At 42.0% G+C, this 17,922-nt stretch carries 18 protein-coding genes; 5 read left to right on the top strand and 13 right to left on the bottom strand.

Going from position 1 to position 17,922, the window contains the following annotated elements:
• Nucleotides 1-4: 4 nt before the first annotated feature.
• Complete coding sequence (locus ABEQ24_RS02005) at nt 5-1,030, bottom strand: Gfo/Idh/MocA family protein (protein WP_430005203.1); 1,026 nt, start codon at nt 1,028-1,030, stop codon at nt 5-7.
• A 57-nt stretch (nt 1,031-1,087) separates the two neighbouring features.
• Nucleotides 1,088-2,179 (bottom strand): Gfo/Idh/MocA family protein, encoded by a 1,092-nt coding sequence (locus tag ABEQ24_RS02000; RefSeq protein WP_430005202.1) that lies wholly within the window; start codon nt 2,177-2,179, stop codon nt 1,088-1,090.
• A gap of 397 nt (nt 2,180-2,576) precedes the next feature.
• Between ABEQ24_RS02000 and ABEQ24_RS01995 the strand changes: the two genes are divergently transcribed.
• Nucleotides 2,577-3,095: a sigma-70 family RNA polymerase sigma factor gene (locus tag ABEQ24_RS01995; RefSeq protein WP_430005201.1), complete on the top strand. Its 519-nt coding sequence runs from the start codon at nt 2,577-2,579 to the stop codon at nt 3,093-3,095.
• The gene (locus ABEQ24_RS01990) at nt 3,088-4,419 is read left to right on the top strand and encodes a DUF4179 domain-containing protein (protein WP_430005200.1); all 1,332 of its coding nucleotides are present in this window, start codon (nt 3,088-3,090) and stop codon (nt 4,417-4,419) included. Before ABEQ24_RS01995 ends, ABEQ24_RS01990 begins: the two co-directional genes overlap by 8 nt.
• A 35-nt stretch (nt 4,420-4,454) precedes the next feature.
• Here ABEQ24_RS01990 and ABEQ24_RS01985 read toward each other — a convergent pair whose 3' ends face one another.
• The 5 genes from ABEQ24_RS01985 to ABEQ24_RS01965 form a co-directional block, all read right to left on the bottom strand.
• A complete protein-coding gene (locus tag ABEQ24_RS01985; RefSeq protein ID WP_430005199.1) occupies nt 4,455-5,180 on the bottom strand; it encodes a Bax inhibitor-1/YccA family protein in 726 nt (241 codons plus the stop codon).
• Between the two features lie 296 nt (nt 5,181-5,476).
• The gene (locus ABEQ24_RS01980) at nt 5,477-5,722 is read right to left on the bottom strand and encodes a hypothetical protein (RefSeq protein WP_430005198.1); all 246 of its coding nucleotides are present in this window, start codon (nt 5,720-5,722) and stop codon (nt 5,477-5,479) included.
• A gap of 128 nt (nt 5,723-5,850) precedes the next feature.
• Nucleotides 5,851-6,984: a glycerate kinase gene (locus ABEQ24_RS01975; protein ID WP_430005197.1), complete on the bottom strand. Its 1,134-nt coding sequence runs from the start codon at nt 6,982-6,984 to the stop codon at nt 5,851-5,853.
• A 12-nt stretch (nt 6,985-6,996) separates the two neighbouring features.
• Entirely contained in the window at nt 6,997-8,265 is a 1,269-nt protein-coding gene (locus tag ABEQ24_RS01970; RefSeq protein ID WP_430005196.1) for a GntP family permease, read from the bottom strand.
• 124 nt (nt 8,266-8,389) lie between these two features.
• Nucleotides 8,390-9,490, bottom strand: a complete 1,101-nt coding sequence (locus tag ABEQ24_RS01965; RefSeq protein WP_430005195.1) for a CdaR family transcriptional regulator — start codon at nt 9,488-9,490, stop codon at nt 8,390-8,392.
• A gap of 168 nt (nt 9,491-9,658) precedes the next feature.
• Between ABEQ24_RS01965 and ABEQ24_RS01960 the strand changes: the two genes are divergently transcribed.
• Both ABEQ24_RS01960 and ABEQ24_RS01955 read left to right on the top strand, forming a co-directional pair.
• Complete coding sequence (locus ABEQ24_RS01960; protein WP_430005194.1) at nt 9,659-10,204, top strand: NfeD family protein; 546 nt, start codon at nt 9,659-9,661, stop codon at nt 10,202-10,204.
• Nucleotides 10,201-11,724, top strand: coding sequence for a flotillin family protein (locus ABEQ24_RS01955; protein ID WP_430005193.1), 1,524 nt, complete (start codon nt 10,201-10,203; stop codon nt 11,722-11,724). The genes ABEQ24_RS01960 and ABEQ24_RS01955 overlap by 4 nt, the downstream gene beginning before the upstream one ends.
• Before the next feature lie 303 nt (nt 11,725-12,027).
• On the opposite strand, the gene ABEQ24_RS01950 is transcribed toward ABEQ24_RS01955, so the two are convergent.
• The 5 genes from ABEQ24_RS01950 to ABEQ24_RS01930 form a co-directional block, all read right to left on the bottom strand.
• A complete protein-coding gene (locus tag ABEQ24_RS01950) occupies nt 12,028-12,129 on the bottom strand; it encodes a YjcZ family sporulation protein (protein ID WP_430005192.1) in 102 nt (33 codons plus the stop codon).
• 134 nt (nt 12,130-12,263) lie between these two features.
• Entirely contained in the window at nt 12,264-12,818 is a 555-nt protein-coding gene (locus ABEQ24_RS01945) for a PepSY domain-containing protein (protein WP_430005191.1), read from the bottom strand.
• Nucleotides 12,819-12,989: 171 nt separating this feature from the next.
• Nucleotides 12,990-13,691 carry a PepSY domain-containing protein gene (locus ABEQ24_RS01940; RefSeq protein WP_430005190.1) on the bottom strand — a complete coding sequence of 234 codons (702 nt, stop codon included), beginning with the start codon at nt 13,689-13,691 and terminating at the stop codon, nt 12,990-12,992.
• Between the two features lie 203 nt (nt 13,692-13,894).
• On the bottom strand, nt 13,895-15,253 hold the full coding sequence (locus ABEQ24_RS01935) for an ATP-binding protein (RefSeq protein ID WP_430005189.1): 1,359 nt from the start codon (nt 15,251-15,253) through the stop codon (nt 13,895-13,897).
• Nucleotides 15,250-15,948: a response regulator transcription factor gene (locus ABEQ24_RS01930; RefSeq protein ID WP_430005188.1), complete on the bottom strand. Its 699-nt coding sequence runs from the start codon at nt 15,946-15,948 to the stop codon at nt 15,250-15,252. The genes ABEQ24_RS01935 and ABEQ24_RS01930 overlap by 4 nt, the downstream gene beginning before the upstream one ends.
• A gap of 84 nt (nt 15,949-16,032) precedes the next feature.
• On the opposite strand from ABEQ24_RS01930, the gene ABEQ24_RS01925 reads away from it, so the two are divergent.
• Nucleotides 16,033-16,890 (top strand): glycerophosphodiester phosphodiesterase, encoded by an 858-nt coding sequence (locus ABEQ24_RS01925; protein ID WP_430005187.1) that lies wholly within the window; start codon nt 16,033-16,035, stop codon nt 16,888-16,890.
• A gap of 39 nt (nt 16,891-16,929) precedes the next feature.
• On the opposite strand, the gene ABEQ24_RS01920 is transcribed toward ABEQ24_RS01925, so the two are convergent.
• Nucleotides 16,930-17,793 carry an STAS domain-containing protein gene (locus ABEQ24_RS01920; RefSeq protein WP_430005186.1) on the bottom strand — a complete coding sequence of 288 codons (864 nt, stop codon included), beginning with the start codon at nt 17,791-17,793 and terminating at the stop codon, nt 16,930-16,932.
• Nucleotides 17,794-17,922 lie beyond the last annotated feature (129 nt).

Genomic DNA, 17,922 nt, shown 5'->3' with positions numbered 1-17,922 from the left:
CCCCTTATGAAAGTTTAACGATTGTTTTTGTTTCGTTTGACTCTAAAGCGCCGAGAACGATTTTAAGAGATTTGTAGCCTTCTTCTCCGGAAACGGCAGGCTCAGTGTTGCCGATGATGCTGTCTACGAATTTATCGATGACTTTTGAGGATGTTTGTCCGCCTTCATCGTTTGATTGAATTTTGCCTAGTTCATAGTTAACTACTTCACCCGTAGTATATTGAGCAATTAAAGAGAATTCTGGATGATCTTCTAAACGAAGAACGCCTTTTTCACCGTAAATTACTGTTGCATTATCTTCTTTGCTGTAAGACCAGCTGGCTGCAAGTGATCCCATAATGCCGCTTTCTGTTTTTAAAACACATACTGCATTATCATCAACATCTGCGCCTTCTTTAGCAACTGTATCAACGAATGCTGCCACCTCTGTTACTTCTTCGCCAAGAATGTAGCGCATTAAATCTGCTTTATGAACACCAAGGTCTCCCATTGCACCGATAAATGCGTCTTCTTTCTTGAAGAACCAGCTTTCGCGTCCGTCTGCACTCCAGCCTTCAGGACCGCCATGGCCAAATGCTGTACGGAAAGAGAATACTTTGCCGATTTCTCCATTTTTGATCAGTTCTCTCGCTTTTTCATGTGAAGGCACAAAACGCTGGTTGTGGCCGATCATAAGCTTGCGGCTGTTTTCTTTCGCAGCTGCAATCATTGCTTCTGCTTCTTCTTTTGATGTAGCCATTGGCTTTTCGCAAAGAACATGTTTGCCTGCATTTAACGCAGCAATTGAAATTGGCGCATGAAGGGCATTTGGAGTACAAACGCTTACAGCGTCAATCTCTTCTAGGGCAAGCATCTCTCTGTAGTCTGTGAATGCTTTTGCATTGTATTGCTGCGCAGTAAGGTTTGCACGGTCTTCGTTAATATCGCAGACAGCTACGATTTCAGCAAATTTGTTTCCTGCCCATTCAGGCAAATGTCTGTGCTTTGAAATGCTTCCGCATCCGATAACGCCGATTTTTAAAGTTTTCATGATTATTTCCTCCAATGTGTTAAGTTATGAAATCGATTCCCAGATCAACATTCTATTTTATTCTTTTCTTTCAAAATAAACAGGTTCGCCTGTTTCAGACGATTTATAAATCGCTTCCAAAATTTCAGTTACGATAAGGGCTTGTTCAGGTTTTACAATTGGGTCTTTATCTTCAATAATGGATTCAATCCATAGTCTAGCTTCAATATCTGCTTCGCTTTCAAGCTTGCCGTCAACAACGGGTGCTCCTGATTCATCCAAGTCCACCATCGTCGTATAAAGCTTGCCGTGCCGCTCGCCATTGATGCGGAGGCCATTCTCCATATCCGCTCCGCCTTCAGTTCCCATCAGAGTGCATTTGCTCTCCCCGACATTCAAGGAATTCAGTGCCCAGCTTGACTCAAGGAAGATCGTTGCTCCGTTTTGCATCGTAATATAGGCGAATGCTGAATCTTCAACTTTGAATTGTTCAGGATCCCAAGGACCCCAGAGATTTGCAGCATTTTCTTTTGTGCCAAGTTTATGAAAAGCGGTTCCGACAACCATTTTTGGCTCATAATTATTCATCATCCATAACGTCAGATCAAGTGCATGAGTGCCGATGTCGATTAATGGACCTCCGCCCTGCTTTTCTTTATCCAAAAACACGCCCCATGTCGGTACTGCGCGTCTTCTGATGGCATGTGCTTTTGCAAAATAGATATCACCAAGCTCGCCTTCTTCACAAAGTGTTTTTAAATGCAGGCTGTCTGCCCGGTAGCGATTCTGGTATGCAACCGATAATTTTTTGCCTGTACGCTTTGCCGTCTCAAGCATTTTTCGCGCTTCAGCAGCAGAGGTTGCCATCGGCTTTTCGCACATCACATGCTTCCCTGCTTCCAAAGCTGCAATTGAAATGTCTGAATGTGAATCATTCGGCGTACAAACATGTACAACATCCACTCCAGGATTTGCAAGCAATTCTCTAAAATCTGTGTAATGTTCAGCCATTTCTGATCCATATTGCATTTTCGCTTCAATCGCTCTTTCTTCAACAAGATCAAAAAAAGCCACCATTTGAACATTCTTCAGCCGTGCGAGAGCAGGCATATGCTTCCCGGTTGCAATTCCTCCGCACCCGATAATTCCAACTCGAACAATCGTACTCATAGTCCACCTCCGAGTTATTTCCGATTATAATTTGAAACGTTTCACATCAATTAAAAAATATATGTAGAAATTCCTTTATGAATAAAGCGGAATTCAATGTGAAACGTTTCGACAAATTCATTCTAACATGAAAGCGCTTTTAATAAAATAAAAATTTGAAAATATTATTCTATAAATTTATTTTTCATGTATTCTTGAAAAAAGCTTTTATTTAAAACTTTTTTCGAAGATCTCAGTCTAATGGATACAGGCAGCAAAGGATTTGGCAGAAATGCCGTTTTTAATAGTGAAAGCGGGGATTTTCTAGCCTTTATAACAAATCAATTTAACCATTTATATAGCCAGTCTGATTTCCTTTTACACGGAGAAACCGCAGAACAAAAAGGAGGAATACACTTTGACAGACCCCACACTCGCGGAAAAAGCCATCAAAGGTGATGACGGGGCCTTCCTGCTTCTAATAAAGCAGCATAAGGAACAGCTTTACCGGACGGCATTTATGTATTTAAGAAATGAAACGGATGCGCTTGAAGCCGTACAGGAAGTCACATTCCGTGCATATAAATCGCTTCATAAAGTGAAAGAGCCTTCTTTTTTCACCACCTATCTGATTCGGATCATGCTGAATTATTGTCATGATCAATTGAAGAGAAAAAAAAGATTCCAGATTAATGAGAAACTGGCTGCCTCTGGTTCCGGCACCGATTCCTTTGTTTATCTTGAAATTGAAGAGGCCCTGCTGCGGCTGGATGAAAAATACCAGAATGTAATCTTGATGAAATACATTTACGATCTTAAAATCAAAGACATCGCACAGCAGCTGAATCGTCCGGAGAGTACAGTGAAAACCTGGCTTACTAAAGCACTCGCTTTATTGCGCAAGCAGCTTGACGAGGGAGGGAATTTTCATGTTTGAAAGAGAAGAAAGCGAGTTAACAAGATTAAAGAAAAAGACAGATCAGATTAAAGTCCCAAAAGACAGTCTTGATGATGCGATTATGGCAGGCTATCAAAAAGCGAAACGGACAAAAAAGCGGCCGTCGTTTAAATGGGCGTCGCTTGCTGCAGCTGTTTTCATTTTCACATTCATTACACTTGTACGGGTCTCCCCAGTATTTGCAGAGTATGTTAGTTCTTTTCCCGGAATGGAAAAAATGGTTGAAATCATCCGCTTCAACAAAGGGCTGTTGTCCGCAGTCGAAAATAATTTTGCACAGGAAATTGGGGTATCGGATGAACATAGCAGCATTAAAATCACAATTGATTCAGCGATCATGGATCAGAGGAAATTGAAGATTTTTTATACCGTTCATAATCAGTCAGAAAAGGCAAAAGTAAAAGTAAAAAACATGGAATTGCATTCAGGCTCTGCCGATTTAACTCAAAATGCTTTTTTCACTTCAGGGCATATAGACGAGGAATTAGCAAAAAATAAAAGTTCGAATTGGTCAATGGAATATGATTTTTCGGAGCCTATGACTAAAGAAGATTTTCAGCTCAAATTGGAGGTTCATACTAAGAGGCCCCTTTCCCGACCTGAGGCAGCTGTGTTTCAATTCTCCTTTCACCTGGATCAGGATCTGGTTGATGAAAAAATGAAAGTGATCAATATTGATCAGACCGTTACAGTCCAAAAACAGAAAATCACATTCAAAAAGGCCGAGATCACTCCCCTTTCTGCAGCACTGCAAGTTCAGTACGATAAGAATAATACAATGGAGCTCTTTGTATTTGAGGACCTCAGGCTTGTCGATGAAAAAGGAGAGCCATGGTCGATTTATCATAATGGACTTGTTGGAAAAGAAATCAGTGCATCAGAAGATATGATTTATCTAGAAAGCAATTATTTTGAACAGCCAAAGGAACTTTACCTCGAATTCAGCAAAATCCGTGCAGTTAAAAAATCGGATTTAGTTGTCATCGTTGACCCTGAGACGAATACCGTGCTAAAGAGACCTCAAGATGATGTGTTCAATAAAATTGAGGTAATAAAAAATGAAGTTTCTTTTGCCTATTATGAGAAGAAAGAAGCCTCAAGCATGTTTATCAATGAGGTAACAGATGCGAATGGCGTCAATTTGTCCGGCAGTTCTTCTGGCGAAGGTCCATCTTCTGATACCGGCGAAAAACGATTCGCCATCCAGTTTGACCGCAGCAAAATAACGAAAGGCCCGCTTTCTATGAAATTTGTAGACTATCCTGGCTATATAGAAAAAAAGACAAGAATTCAAATCAAATGAGAAAATGCCCGCTGACTGTCAGCGGGCATTTTTTGTTAGTTGCGGCGCAATTTCGCAAGCAGACGCAAAATCTCAAGATATAGCCAAACTAAGGTGACCAGAAGAGCAAATCCTGCATACCATTCCATATGCTTAGGAAGACCTGCCTTTGATCCATTTTCAATAAAGTCGAAGTCGAGCACAAGATTCAAGGCTGCAACAATGACGATTGCGACTGAAATGAGAATGCCAATCGGAGATGCATCATGCAAAAAAGGAACCGTTACGCCGAAGAAGCTAAGCACAAATGACAGCAAGTACATAATCATAATCCCGCCTGTTGCTGCGATAACTCCTAATCTGAAATTGCGTGTTACTTTGATTAATCTAGAACGGTAGGCCAGCAGCAAAGCAAGGAAAACACTTGCCGTAAGAAGCACAGCCTGCATCACGATTCCTTCATAGAGTGATGCGTAATAAGCTGAAATCCCTCCAACAAACATCCCTTCAAGCACAGCATATACAGGCGCCAAAACTGGAGCCGTCTTTGGAACAAAGCTGACAATCAGCGCAACAATAAATCCGCCAATCGCCCCGCCGATCATAATTGCTGTCACATCCTGGCCCTGTGCACTGTAATACCAGGCTGCACCTGCCGCAGTAATCAAAATAAACAGCAGCAAAAATGATTTATTAATTGCTCCCATAAGCGTCATCGGCTTGCTTGCGTATGATCCTTCCCGTTTTGTAAAAGCTTTTAAAGCTGGATTTGAAGTTCTCAAATGATCTCTTCCTCTCTTTTGTGGTTGAGTGTAATACGTCCAATCAGCCAAAAAGTTTCATGACCAAAATAGTTTGCTAGTTTCAGTATATCTTATTTCTTCGCAGGATATGAAAATCTTCTTCACTGTCACTATAAAGAGATATGAAGAATGAGTAGCAGAAGAATGAATTTTCTTCATTTCTCTTTAAATTCTCTTTAAGTTCTCTTTATCTATTCTTTATATATAATCTATCTATGCAGCTGCTCATTTTGAACACCTCTTGTGCTCATTTTGTATGATCAGTATTTTGTTCTTTATTTGAGGTGCTCAATTTGTATTGACCTGATCATTTTGTTCGATTTTGGAGCTTTGCCAATTATAAAAAAACGCCAATCAGCGGTGATCCCCTGTATTTTCTCAACAAGCTCAATTGTTTTCCAGGAAGGGTTTTTTAGAGACCGGACACACAATCCAAGTCCACAAAAAAACCTGAAATTCAGGCGCTCATTTTTCACCCAGATGCCAATTTCCAGATCATCTTCTATGTATAATATATTCAAGTGATTTCATCTCCTCCCCATATATGCTACAAAATATGGATGACCCTGAAAAGAGATAAAAATAAACATACTTGCCGTTTTCATTTTCTCAACAACGAAAAAAACCGGTCAGAAACCGGTTTTTCCCATTATTTTTTCAGTTTTAACACCTGTCCAAGATTAGCCACCAGATTCTCTGTATAGAGAGGGCCTTTTTCAAGCGCCTCTTCTAATGTTGAAATTCCAGGGACGATTGAAAAAACGGAATCAATTCCCTCTTCATGTACGCTTTCATACCCATCGCCGATTGAACCCGCAATCGCAATAACAGGGATATTCATCTTTTTTGCAGTTCGTGATACCCCGACAGGCGTTTTGCCGTGAATGGTTTGTCCATCAATTCTGCCTTCACCAGTTATGACAAGATCCGCTCCAGCCATGTGCTTTTCAAGCTCCACGGTTTCTATGACAATGTCGGCTCCGCGCTTTAGATTCGCATTCAAAAAGGCAAGCAGCCCAGCACCCAGTCCTCCTGCTGCACCGGATCCTTCGCTTTTTTCAACATCCTTGCCCGTTTCTTTTAGGATAAGAGAAGCATAATGTGCAAGGTTTTGATCTAGTAAAGCAACTGTTTCATTTGTAGCTCCTTTTTGTGGACCGAATATGGCGGAAGCGCCGTTCGGCCCTGTCAAGGGGTTATCGACATCACAGGCAACATCAATGGCTACACCTGATAATTCTTTCATCATTCCAGATACATCAATTCTTGCTAGCTTTGATAAGGCGCCTCCGCCGTATGCTAAATCTGCTCCCTCTGCATCAAGGAATTTCACTCCAAGCGCTTGAGCCATGCCCATGCCGCCGTCATTCGTTGCACTTCCCCCAATGCCGATAATCAAATGCTCTGCCCCTTTTTGCACGGCATCTTTAATAAGCTCGCCAGTACCGGCAGTTGAGGTCATTAACGGATTTCTTCTTTCAGGCGGAACTAGATGAAGCCCTGAAGCAGCCGCCATTTCAATGACAGCTGTCTTCCGGTCTCCAAGCCAGCCGTATTCAGCTTCAACAGGAAGACCTAAAGGACCTGTCACAGTCAGGGAGGTAAACGTTCCGCCTGTTGCATCCACCAAGGCCTGAACAGTCCCTTCCCCGCCGTCGGCCATTGGAATTTTAACCGTCTGCACTTCAGGCAAGGACCGTCTTAATCCGCGTTCTATTGCTTCACATACTTCGAGCGCCGTCATGCTTTCTTTAAATGAATCTGGTGCTATCACAATCTTCAACTCTTTCAGCTCCTATCCGAACAGTTTGAATACGCCAAATATTAAGGTAGAGATAACCGCCAGTGTGAATCCGACAAGAGATTCATAGGGAATCAGCTTCATTCTTTCTTTCATTCCCATAAAAACACTTCCGCCTGTTGCATGAAAGAAGCTTCCGTGGGGAAGATGATCAAGCACAGTAGCACCCGCATGCACCATGGCTGCTCCTGCAAGTCCGGATATCCCGATTTCCATAATTGTCGGAGCAAATACACTGCTTGCTACTGCTGTGCCCGCTGTTGTCGAGGCAGTAGCCATTGACATTAAAATACCTGATGCGGGAGCCAGAATAAATGCCGGCAGTCCAGAAGCATTTAAACCTGCTACAATCACATCCTTAAGACCTGAATTCGCAATAATTCCTGCAAGCGTCCCTGTTCCGATAAGCATGATTGCAACACCAGACATTTTCAAAAGCCCTGAAGTGGCAAAATCGGTTAAGCGGGTACCGTTCTTTGTCGCGATTGCTCCAATGATGCCGCCTAGAGGCAAAGCGATAATCGGATCGACCGCAATATCAAAAACCGGTCTTAACGCAAGCAATAAGATGGCCGCAAGCGGACCGCTGATGGCTGCTGCAAAAGAAGGCAAATTGCCGCCATCCTGAGAAGTAATTTCTTCAGCTTTTACCTGTTCACCTTTTAAAACCATTCTTTTAGCTAAAACATATGTGACAATGACACCAAAAACAGCAGGAATGATGCCGGCTGCCATCACGGATGTAAGCGGCACGTCAAATGCATCTGCTGCCGCAATCGTATTTGGATTTGGCGACATAATATTTCCTGCTTTTCCTCCACCGATCATCGCAAGCAAAATCGCCGGCTTAGAGAGCTTTGCCCTTTGTGCAATGGCAAGAGCAATCGGTGCAACGGTAATAACAGCTACATCTATAAAGACACCGACCATTGTTAAAAGCATCGTTGCTATTACGAGGGCAAGCAGTGAGCGTTTTTCTCCTATTTTCTTTATGATCGTATCTGCTATCACTGAGGCAGAACCTGATTCAATCAGCACACCAGCAAGTACGCCTGCAGCTAAAATTCTCAGAACAGCCGGCGTGATATCCTTGGCGCCGGTGATCATTAATTCTACGGTTTCCGTCAGATTGACTCCCCCAAGAAGGCCGCCTGCCAGCGCGCCAGCCATCATGCCGTATGCCGGAGGTACTTTCTTTAAGATGAGAACGATTGCAACAATCAGTGCACACACTGCACCGAAAGCGCTTACTTGAATATCCAATGGTGTTTCCCCCTTTGTAAGTGTTTCATTTATCTAATTGTAATCGCTTACTAAAAAAGAATCATTGTCACAGATAACAAAAAAAGAAAACAATAATGGTGGCTTATTTGTGCAAATGCACAGCTTAAGTCACCATTATTGCTGCATATAAGGTCATCAAATCCAGCGTTTTCCTCGGATTATAAGATGTAATTTCTTCTATTTTATCAAGCCTGTATCTGAGAGTGTTTCGATGGATAAACAGCTCCTCAGCTGTTCTATTCATGTCCCCGTCAAACAGAATGAATGCTTTTAAGGTTTGCAGCAGTTCTCCATTTCGGTCTGAGCGGTGTAAAATGCTCATCGTATAAGTAAATAGCTCATGTTTCGTTTCGTCTTTCTTATTTCTGAGCAATACGGAAAGCGCCCAATCTGTATATGTGTAGAAATAACCATCAGCACAGTGTTTTCTTGCAGCATCCAGGGTTTCTTTTGCACTCTCATAAGAAAGGGATACTCCGCAAAGTCCTTCGTACAGGTAACCAAGAGCACCGTATATTCCAAGGTCCATTTTTATAAGCATGTCATTCATTTTATTCACCACAACCGATGACTGAACAGTTTTGCTTTCGATCAGCCAGACAATCTCTGCAGCAGAAGTTGTTACGATTAAATCATTATTTCCGGCTTTCAGCTCCAATTCTTTCATAAAGCCCTGCCTGTTTTTTAGAGGAATCTCTTCAGGAAGGAGAAAAAGAACAGCCTGTCTTTCTATGGAAATGTTCAGATTCAGGCGTTCTGCCCGTTCTTTAAATTCAGCTGTCTGCTGCTCCCCGCCTTTTAATAGCTGAATGAGCGTTTCTTGTTTTAATGCTTCATTCCACCGCATTTGATCAGCTAAATAAGCCTGTTCTATTGTAAGCTCAGCCGCCATTTTTACAAGCTCTCCAAACGGAGCGACAACTGAGGGATCACCGGTAATGCCGATTACTCCGATTAATTCCTGATGGAAAAAAATCGGCAAATTGACTCCCTGCTTCGTTCGCGGATAATTTTGGCTGTCCTGCTCTGTAAACACAACTTTTTCTTCAGTCTGCAGAACTTTCAGTGCTCCGTGATGTTCATCGCCAAGTCGTGTGCTGTCACCGGAGCCGATTAAGATTCCATCCTTGTTCATGACATTGACATTGTAGGGAATAATGGACATCGTTCTTGCGACAATCTCTTTTGCGAGTTTCTCATTCATTCGATTTCTCCTGCTGATCGTTTTCTTAAATTCTATCATTCAAAAAATAAATGACAATTATTCAATATTTCTAAAAAATATGAAACTTTACGCCTATTATGCCGTATAAGTAAGTGGGACCCAAAGAAAGGAAATTTTACCAAAAAAGAAAGAGAGAGGGGGATAGACATGTTTGGTTACCCGATTGAAACCATTTTTTTAATCGGACTGATTATCGCCGGAAGCTTGACCTTGCTGTTTGTCTTTTTCGGAGACGCCGCCCTAGGCATCACCGAAGGTATTCCGTTTTTAAGTCCGACGCTTGTCCTCGCATTTATGACATTCTTTTTTGCCTGCGGATACATTCTTGAGATGACCGCCCTGTTTTCAATGTTTCTTTCCATACTCATTTCCATCTTCAGTTCAGCAATTCTAGTTACTCTGCTTCACATTTTTGTATTCGTTCCGCTTTCTTCAGCTGAGGAATCGCTTTCTTATCATGAATCAGAGCTCAAAGGCCGTGTCGGCCATGTGATTACATCCATCCCAGTTGACGGATTCGGTGAAGTGCTGCTTTCAAGCAGTGTCGGCTCGATTTCAAAAACGGCTGCAAGCTTTGATAATACCCCAATTCCAAGCGGAACAAAGATTCTAGTTATTGAAAGCAAAAACAGCATCGCATTCGTCACATCGTATCAGCCATTTGAAGACACACTTAAGGGGGACACATTATGACCATGCCAATCATTATTGTTTTATGTATTGTCTTTTTCATTCTCATTGCTTTAATCGCCGTATTTGTTACAAAATACCGGACAGCAGGGCCGGATGAGGCACTTATTGTAACGGGAAGCTATCTTGGCGCTAAAAACGTCCATACTGATGAAAACAGCAACAAGATCAAAATTGTCCGCGGCGGAGGAACGTTCGTGCTGCCTGTCTTTCAGCAAGCAGAACCGCTGAGCCTTCTATCAAGCAAATTGGACGTTTCTACACCTGAAGTCTATACCGAACAAGGCGTTCCCGTCATGGCAGATGGAACGGCGATCATTAAAATCGGCGGTTCCATCGGAGAGATCGCAACAGCTGCTGAACAATTTCTCGGGAAATCAAAAACAGACCGCGAGCAGGAAGCGCGTGAGGTTCTAGAGGGCCACCTCCGCTCAATTCTCGGCTCAATGACCGTTGAGGAAATTTACAAAAACCGCGAAAAATTCTCTCAGGAAGTACAGCGCGTGGCTTCTCAGGATCTGGCGAAAATGGGACTTGTCATTGTATCCTTCACCATTAAAGATGTCCGTGATAAAAATGGATACCTTGATTCTTTAGGAAAACCGAGAATTGCCCAGGTCAAGCGCGATGCTGACATTGCTACAGCTGAAGCTGAAAAAGAAACCCGCATCAAACGGGCAGAAGCAGCAAAAGAGGCGAAAAAATCAGAGCTTGAGCGTGCAACAGAAATTGCCGAAGCGGAGAAGCTGAATCAGCTGAAAATGGCAGAATACCGTAGAGATCAGGATACAGCAAAAGCAAATGCCGATCAGGCCTATGACCTTGAAACGGCAAAAGCAAGGCAGCATGTTACTGAACAAGAAATGCAGGTTAAAATCATCGAACGTCAAAAGCAAATTGAACTTGAAGAAAGAGAAATCCGGCGCCGCGAACTTCAGTATGATTCTGAAGTGAAGAAAAAAGCAGATGCAGACCGCTACTCTGTTGAACAGGCAGCTGCTGCAGAAAAAGCAAAACAGCTTGCAGATGCAGATGCAAATCAGTACCGGATAGAAGCATTGGCAAGAGCTGAGGCAGAGAGAATCCGCATGGACGGATTAGCAAAAGCCGAAGCACAGCGCGCTCAAGGGGAAACAGAAGCCGAAGTCATCCGCCTGAAAGGGATTGCTGAGGCTGTTGCCAAAGAGAAAATTGCTGAAGCATTCGAACAATACGGTCAGGCTGCGATATTGGATATGATTGTGAAAATGCTGCCTGAATACGCAAAGCAAGTTGCAGCTCCCCTTTCAAATATTGATAAAATCACAGTTGTTGACACCGGCGGCAGCGGGGAAAACAGCGGCGCCAATAAGGTTACCAGCTATGCGACTAATCTGATGAGCTCCCTTCAGGAAAGTCTGAAAGCATCCTCAGGCATTGATATAAAAGAGCTGATTGAAAATTACTCCGGAAAAGGCAATATTAAGCAAAGCATCGATCAGCTCTCATTAAATCAGAAGAGAGAAATAGATAAAAAAGAATAGACAAACTAGACGCTTGGAAATCATCCAAGCGTTTTTTCTATATATACATCATGTATGCATCGTTTTCAGGCATAAAAAGATCGCATGCTGTTTTCAGCATGCGCAAGCAGGAAGAGGTGTCTTACAAATATGAGGATTTTGAGAAAAGCATCTTCCTCATAAGACATCCTATTCATTCTTCTTTTTGTTCGCATGTGTGTTTGTCCAAGACGCGTAAAATTTGTCGAAAATCAGCAAATACCCTAATGGGTTCTATGTAAAAAAAAGAGCCCCTGATTTATCATCAGAAGCTCCCGGCTATGATTAGTATCCGCCGTTGCCGCCGTAGAATGAAGCTCCTACGATGATTAAAAGAATAAATAATACGACTACAAGCGCGAAGCCATTGTTGTTTCGATCAGACATTTCTCTTCCTCCATTTCACCTCTTAGTCACTTTCCTTATCAAAATATGTAAAATGATAGTTATTGACATAGGACAAGAGTGGAGTTTGCTAAAAAACCCTCAAATGCCCTAAGTACATTTGAGGGTTCATGCGATTAATCTTCGTCTTCCCATTCTGTTTTCAGAAGGTTTCCGTTTTCTGCTGAAATTTCGACTTCTGCTTCTTTGCCGTTTTCATCCTGAATTTCAAAACTGTAGACTGCTTTTCCGTCTTCATTTTCAAGCTCAGCTTCTTCAACTGTTCCCTTTGCCTCTTTTAATGCAATTTTCGTTGCTTCTTCCAAACTGATTTTCACCTGCTTAGAATCAACATTAGAATCATCGCCGTCATCATCTTGATTATCGACCTGTTTCTTTTTCGTGATTTCGCCTGAGTCGGCATTTACGTGAAAATCAAAGTCTTTTCCGCCTGACTTCACTTCAATGTCATATACCCAGACACCTGATTCACGTTCAAGCTCCATTTCTGAAATGCTGCCTTTTTGCTCCTTCAGGACGATTTCTTTTGCCTGCTCGTAGCTGATTTTCAGATTTTGCTCTTCTGCCTTTTTCTCTGCCTGGGCACGGTCATTCGGTCCGATAAATTGTGATCCAGCCCCAATTCCCCCAATGACGAGTGCTCCTGTTAATAAAGCTGTTGTTAATTTCATGTTTTATTCCTCCTTGTTTTTCTCTTACAATCTTATCTTAGACCTCGAAAATGATAAAAAAGAGATAGAAACATTAGAAATTGATGAGAAAAACATGAAATGCTTATCATTTATCGTATTATTTACATCTGAAAATAAAAAAACACCTTCTGACAAATCAAAAGATGTTATTCAGTCTTCTTCATTTTCAATGGCTACAGATAAAATTTCCCCTGTAAACGCGTCAATTTGGATGGTTGCTTCCTGCTGTCCTGATTCGATTTCGACTTCATAGAACACACTGCCTTCCTCTTCTTCCAGGTCAATATCTTCTATTTTTCCTTTCACTTCATCCAGCGCGATTTTTTCTGCCTGTTCTTCTGTCAATTTGACAGGCTGCTTTGTTTTTTCAATGCTGCTTTTGTCCTCTGATGTAATTTCACCGCTGTCACCATTCATTTCCACTTTAATTTCTTCCGTTTTTGTAAGCAATAAGATGCTGTAGGTTTCCCCCTGCAAAGTAATCATCTGAACGTTCCCGCTGTAGGTTTGCTCTGCCAGCTTTTTCGCTTCTGCTTCTGTCAGGACCGGTTCATTCTCCCTTTCAAAATCTGCCTGCTTTACCTGCTTCAGGTTTTGGATGCTGCCCGTCGCGGCATCAACTTCGAGCGTATATAGTCCCTTCTTTTCTTCAAGCTCCACCTGATAGACTTCTATGCCATCTGATTTCGTTAACGCTATTTCTTTAATTGTTCCTGTATAGTGCGCTTCTACTAGACTTCTGGCTTCTTCTACGGTTACCTTCACATCACTCTTCATGTCAGAAGCAATCCCGATGATTCCAATGACGCCAATGATCACAATCACACTGATGATGGTCCATTTTCTGTTCATGATTCCCTCCTATTATGCATCCCTTGAAATCATCTTACATCTTCAAGATTAAAACTTCATGAGAATTAAGAAAAGCGGAACCGACTGTTCAACCCCGACAGGCAGATAAGAATTCACCCATAAAGTCCGGTTCCCGCCTTTTTGGGTGAATTTGTTCCGACCGAGGGGTTAGGAGGTGGAGCTAGACATCGAAGCGCAATATTTTATCCTTTCTGATTTATCAAAAAAAGATGAACAGCAGTTCCTTTTCCCTCTGTGCTTTCGATTGAAATTTCTCCTCCATGGGCGTGAACAATTTTCCGGGCAATGGAAAGACCAAGTCCTGTCCCTCCTGTTTCCCTGTTTCGCGCTTTATCCACTCTGAAAAAACGGTCGAATACATGCTCTAGATCCTCCGCCGGAATTCCGATGCCCTGATCGGCAATCGAAAGATGCACCTTCCCATTCTTCCGTTCAGCCGTACATGTGATGTTCTTTGAACTGTACTTCATCGCATTATCGAACAAAATAAACAGCAGCTGCTTCATTTTCAGCTCGTCTGCAAAGATGAACAGCTCCTTTTGATCAAAATGAAAGTCAATATGACGGCTGTAAACCTGCTCGATTGTTCTTCCTGACTGGTGACAAAGCGAAACAAGATCGATTTTTTCCAGCTTCAGCTGCATACGCGCATCATTTTCCGCGAGCTGAAGAAGCTGACCTGTCATTTCTTTCATTCTCACTGCTTCAGAGTAAATCGCATCTACAGATTCTTCCATGACTTCAGGCTTTGTTGTCCCCCATCGCCTCAGCAGGTTTGCATAGCTTTCAATTATTGTTAAAGGGGTTTTCAATTCATGTGAAGCATCGGATATGAACTGCTGCTGTTTTTCAAAATTTGTCTGAAGCAGATCAATCATATTGTTGAACGTATTGGTCATCTGCTGGAGTTCATCCTTAGAATGCCCGCTGACTTCGATTTTTTTAAAGGTTTCCTTTTTCTCAATCTCTTCCATCGTCCTTATTAAAGAGTTGATTGGCTTTAGAATCATCCTGCTCAGCATTCTTCCCGCAAAGAAGGAAGGAACCAATACGAGAAGCGAAGCGATGGCCAGGACGATTTTTAATACATTCAAATTCTCATTCACATTCTCCAGATTTTCGGTTACCTCAAGCTGTACGACTTCTCCATTGCTCCAAATCACCGGTACAGCAGCCTTTGCAAAAGAAAGTCCTTCACCCTTGACGACTTCGCTGCTTTCAGAGGACCGAAATTCCGGAGACAGGATGTTTCGATAATCTGCATTTTTTGAAACAACTAAAATTTCTTTTGATTGATCATTAATAATCCTGATCATCCCGTCAGCAGGCAGATAAGCTCTTAAAAGGTCTGATGAGTTTACCGGCTGGGTTTCATCCTCCCTTATGGCTCCTGCTATGGCTTCAGCCTGCAGCTTTACCCGGTCCAGCTCGCTGTTTTGAGTCATCGTTAGAAACAAAAAATAGATGGCAGCATTAATCGCAAGAACGATAATCAGCATCCAGACAGTTGAAAAAAGCTGAATTTTATGATTGATTTTCATGATGCAGGCTCCTTGATTGAGTATCCGACACCTCTTGCTGTATGTATAAGGGCAAAATCAAACTCACTGTCTACTTTTTTCCGCAAATAACGGATATACACATCAACGACATTTGTATCACCGTAATAGTCATATCCCCACACTCCGGTCAGGATCTGCTCCCGGTTAAGCACCTGATTTTTATGGTTAAGTAAAAAGACAAGCAAATCAAATTCCCTCGGCGTCAGTTCAATTTCTGCCGCACCCCGCCTGACGTCTCTTGTTTTTTCATTCACTGTAAGATCTGCAGCCTGCAAGATTCCTTCTTCCTCAGTTGAACGGATTGAATGGCCCGTCCGCAGACAAACCCTGATTCTCGCAAGCAGTTCTTCTATTTGAAAAGGTTTTGTTATGTAATCATTTGCTCCCTGATCAAGACCGCTCACTTTATCAGGAAGCGAATCGCGTGCTGTCAAAAGAATAACAGGAGTTTCCTGATCATTTGCACGAAGCCTTCTAAGCACCTCAATACCTGTCAAACCAGGGAGCATCACATCAAGCAGGATTAAATTCCAGGAAGAAGAACGAATTTGTTCAAGCGCATCAAGACCATCGTGAACGGAGTGAACGGCATATCCTTCAAATTCAAGCTCCAGTTTCAGCACTCTGGCAATCTTCACTTCATCTTCTACAATCAAGATTTTTGCTTTCTCCATAATTGCCCCCCTGACACCGTTTTTACTTGCAGTATATCATGATTTTACCCTTCCTGTTGGCATTGATTCCTAAACTGGGGTACTATGAAAAGACAAGCCGGCCGGAGGTGTATACTTATCGAAACCATTGTTATTGTCATTGTCATTTTTATGCTGACAGCGGTTCTCTTTTTTAAAAAAGCTGCTTCCCCAAAAGGTGCAGCACGCTCAATGCTGATCGTTGCCCACAGAGGGGCATCAGGCTATGCACCGGAAAATACGATTGCATCCTACGATAAAGCGATCGAAATGAAAGCTGATTTTATTGAAATTGACCTGCAATTAAGTAAAGATGGCCGTTTAATGGTCATTCATGATGATTCTGTTGAAAGAACAACAAATGGAAAAGGCAGCGTACGCGATCTCACATATAATGAGCTCCGGAAACTAGATGCCGGAAGCTGGTTTAACGAATCGTTTGCTGGACAAAAAATCCCGACCTTTGATGAGGTACTCGACCGCTATAGTGAAAAATGCGGACTTCTCATTGAGCTGAAAAGCCCTTCTTTGTATCCAGGCATTGAGCAGAAAGTCTACGATGCTTTAGCAAGCAGAGGCCTGATTGAAAATCGGCAGACAACTGTCATTGTCCAATCATTCGATACTGATTCGATGAAACGATTCCATGAAATCGCTCCAACGATTCCAATCGGAGTCCTTGTAAAATTCACGCCAAAAGGGATATCCAACACACAGCTCGAGGAATTTAAGACCTATGCAAACTATGTGAACCCAAACAGACGGCTCGTTACAAAAAAACTAATCGCGCGTATTCATGAACACGATATGAAAATCATTCCGTATACGATTCGCGACCGCAAAACAGCAAAAGCTTTTATGATGCTGGATTTGGACGGAATTACAACGGATTTTCCTGATTATATTAAAGCTCAAAAAGCATGAAGCTGCCCTTCATGCTTTTTTTTATTATAGAAAAATTGTTTATTCGCTTCGATTCAGTGTAAAGCCTATGCGATGCAGGATCTCTTCTAGATTGCCGCCTATCATTACATCTTTCAAATCTAAATTCAGCTGCACAGCTTTCATTGCTAAATCCGGCCTAATTCCCGTCAAAGCAGGAGTTACCCCGATCAGTTTCAGCATTTGAACTAGATTTAACAAATGAAAACTAACGTCGTCGGTCATTTGCAGAATGCCTGATAAATCAATAATCAAGTATTGCAAAGATAATTCTGTACTAGATGAGAGAGCTGTATGAATGATTTTTTCAGCCCGGTATTCGCTGATATCACCAATGATCGGCAGGATTGCAACACCTTTTGTAATCGGGACAATCGGGGCTGAAAGATGAATAATTTCTTTGTTGGCATTATCAAGCTCCAAGACATACGACAGCAGGGATGCCATCGTTTCGAATAGCTCGACATGCTTGTCTGTAAAAGCAAAAGGCTTCGAATCAAGACCGCAAATGGTTCCGTAATTCTCACCATTTTCATAGAAAATCGGAATTCCGATAAAGCAGCCGCCGCCTAAATTTTTGGTCACATTCAGATCTTTTGTCAGATCACTGCCGGCTAAATCAGAAATGATCAGTACTTCTCTTCCCTTATCAACGCTCAATTTACAGAACGTTTCTTTAAAAGGAAGCTCTGAGCCTTCTTCCAAAAGCGTCAATTCCTGATTGAGAACTTTCACAATCTCATTTTTATGACGATCATTTTTTGCAATGAACAATGTATTGATTTCAATAAATTGACTCATCATCTTAAGAATGCTTTCAGAAGCTTCATCAAAATTACGATATTTTTTAATAGGGGTACTTAAACCTAAAAGCATTTCTGACATCTATTTTTTCCAGCCTTTCTGATGGTCTTAGATAGTATCTACACTTTCAAACTATATTCATTACCCATTCTGAAATAATACTAAACAGGCAGATGGTCAACTATTCACCTTATTCGTCATAAATTCAGC

It is taken from the genome of Metabacillus idriensis (assembly GCF_050483325.1).
Taxonomy (GTDB): Bacteria; Bacillota; Bacilli; order Bacillales; family Bacillaceae; genus Bacillus_P; species Bacillus_P idriensis_A.
The sequence above is the reverse complement of the archived record's forward strand: the minus strand, read 5'-3'. Positions and strand labels throughout refer to the sequence as shown.

What these genes read in the sequence shown, in the direction of transcription:
- ABEQ24_RS01940 (WP_430005190.1), bottom strand. Translation starts at nt 13,691, where the DNA reads ATGAACAGAAAATGGACCATCATCAGTGTGATTGTGATCATTGGCGTC.
- ABEQ24_RS01925 (WP_430005187.1), top strand. Translation starts at nt 16,033, where the DNA reads ATGAAAAGACAAGCCGGCCGGAGGTGTATACTTATCGAAACCATTGTT.
- ABEQ24_RS01990 (WP_430005200.1), top strand. Translation starts at nt 3,088, where the DNA reads ATGTTTGAAAGAGAAGAAAGCGAGTTAACAAGATTAAAGAAAAAGACA.
- ABEQ24_RS01965 (WP_430005195.1), bottom strand. Translation starts at nt 9,490, where the DNA reads ATGAATGAGAAACTCGCAAAAGAGATTGTCGCAAGAACGATGTCCATT.
- ABEQ24_RS02000 (WP_430005202.1), bottom strand. Translation starts at nt 2,179, where the DNA reads ATGAGTACGATTGTTCGAGTTGGAATTATCGGGTGCGGAGGAATTGCA.
- ABEQ24_RS01960 (WP_430005194.1), top strand. Translation starts at nt 9,659, where the DNA reads ATGTTTGGTTACCCGATTGAAACCATTTTTTTAATCGGACTGATTATC.
- ABEQ24_RS01950 (WP_430005192.1), bottom strand. Translation starts at nt 12,129, where the DNA reads ATGTCTGATCGAAACAACAATGGCTTCGCGCTTGTAGTCGTATTATTT.
- ABEQ24_RS01930 (WP_430005188.1), bottom strand. Translation starts at nt 15,948, where the DNA reads ATGGAGAAAGCAAAAATCTTGATTGTAGAAGATGAAGTGAAGATTGCC.
- ABEQ24_RS02005 (WP_430005203.1), bottom strand. Translation starts at nt 1,030, where the DNA reads ATGAAAACTTTAAAAATCGGCGTTATCGGATGCGGAAGCATTTCAAAG.
- ABEQ24_RS01955 (WP_430005193.1), top strand. Translation starts at nt 10,201, where the DNA reads ATGACCATGCCAATCATTATTGTTTTATGTATTGTCTTTTTCATTCTC.
- ABEQ24_RS01945 (WP_430005191.1), bottom strand. Translation starts at nt 12,818, where the DNA reads ATGAAATTAACAACAGCTTTATTAACAGGAGCACTCGTCATTGGGGGA.
- ABEQ24_RS01920 (WP_430005186.1), bottom strand. Translation starts at nt 17,793, where the DNA reads ATGTCAGAAATGCTTTTAGGTTTAAGTACCCCTATTAAAAAATATCGT.
- ABEQ24_RS01935 (WP_430005189.1), bottom strand. Translation starts at nt 15,253, where the DNA reads ATGAAAATCAATCATAAAATTCAGCTTTTTTCAACTGTCTGGATGCTG.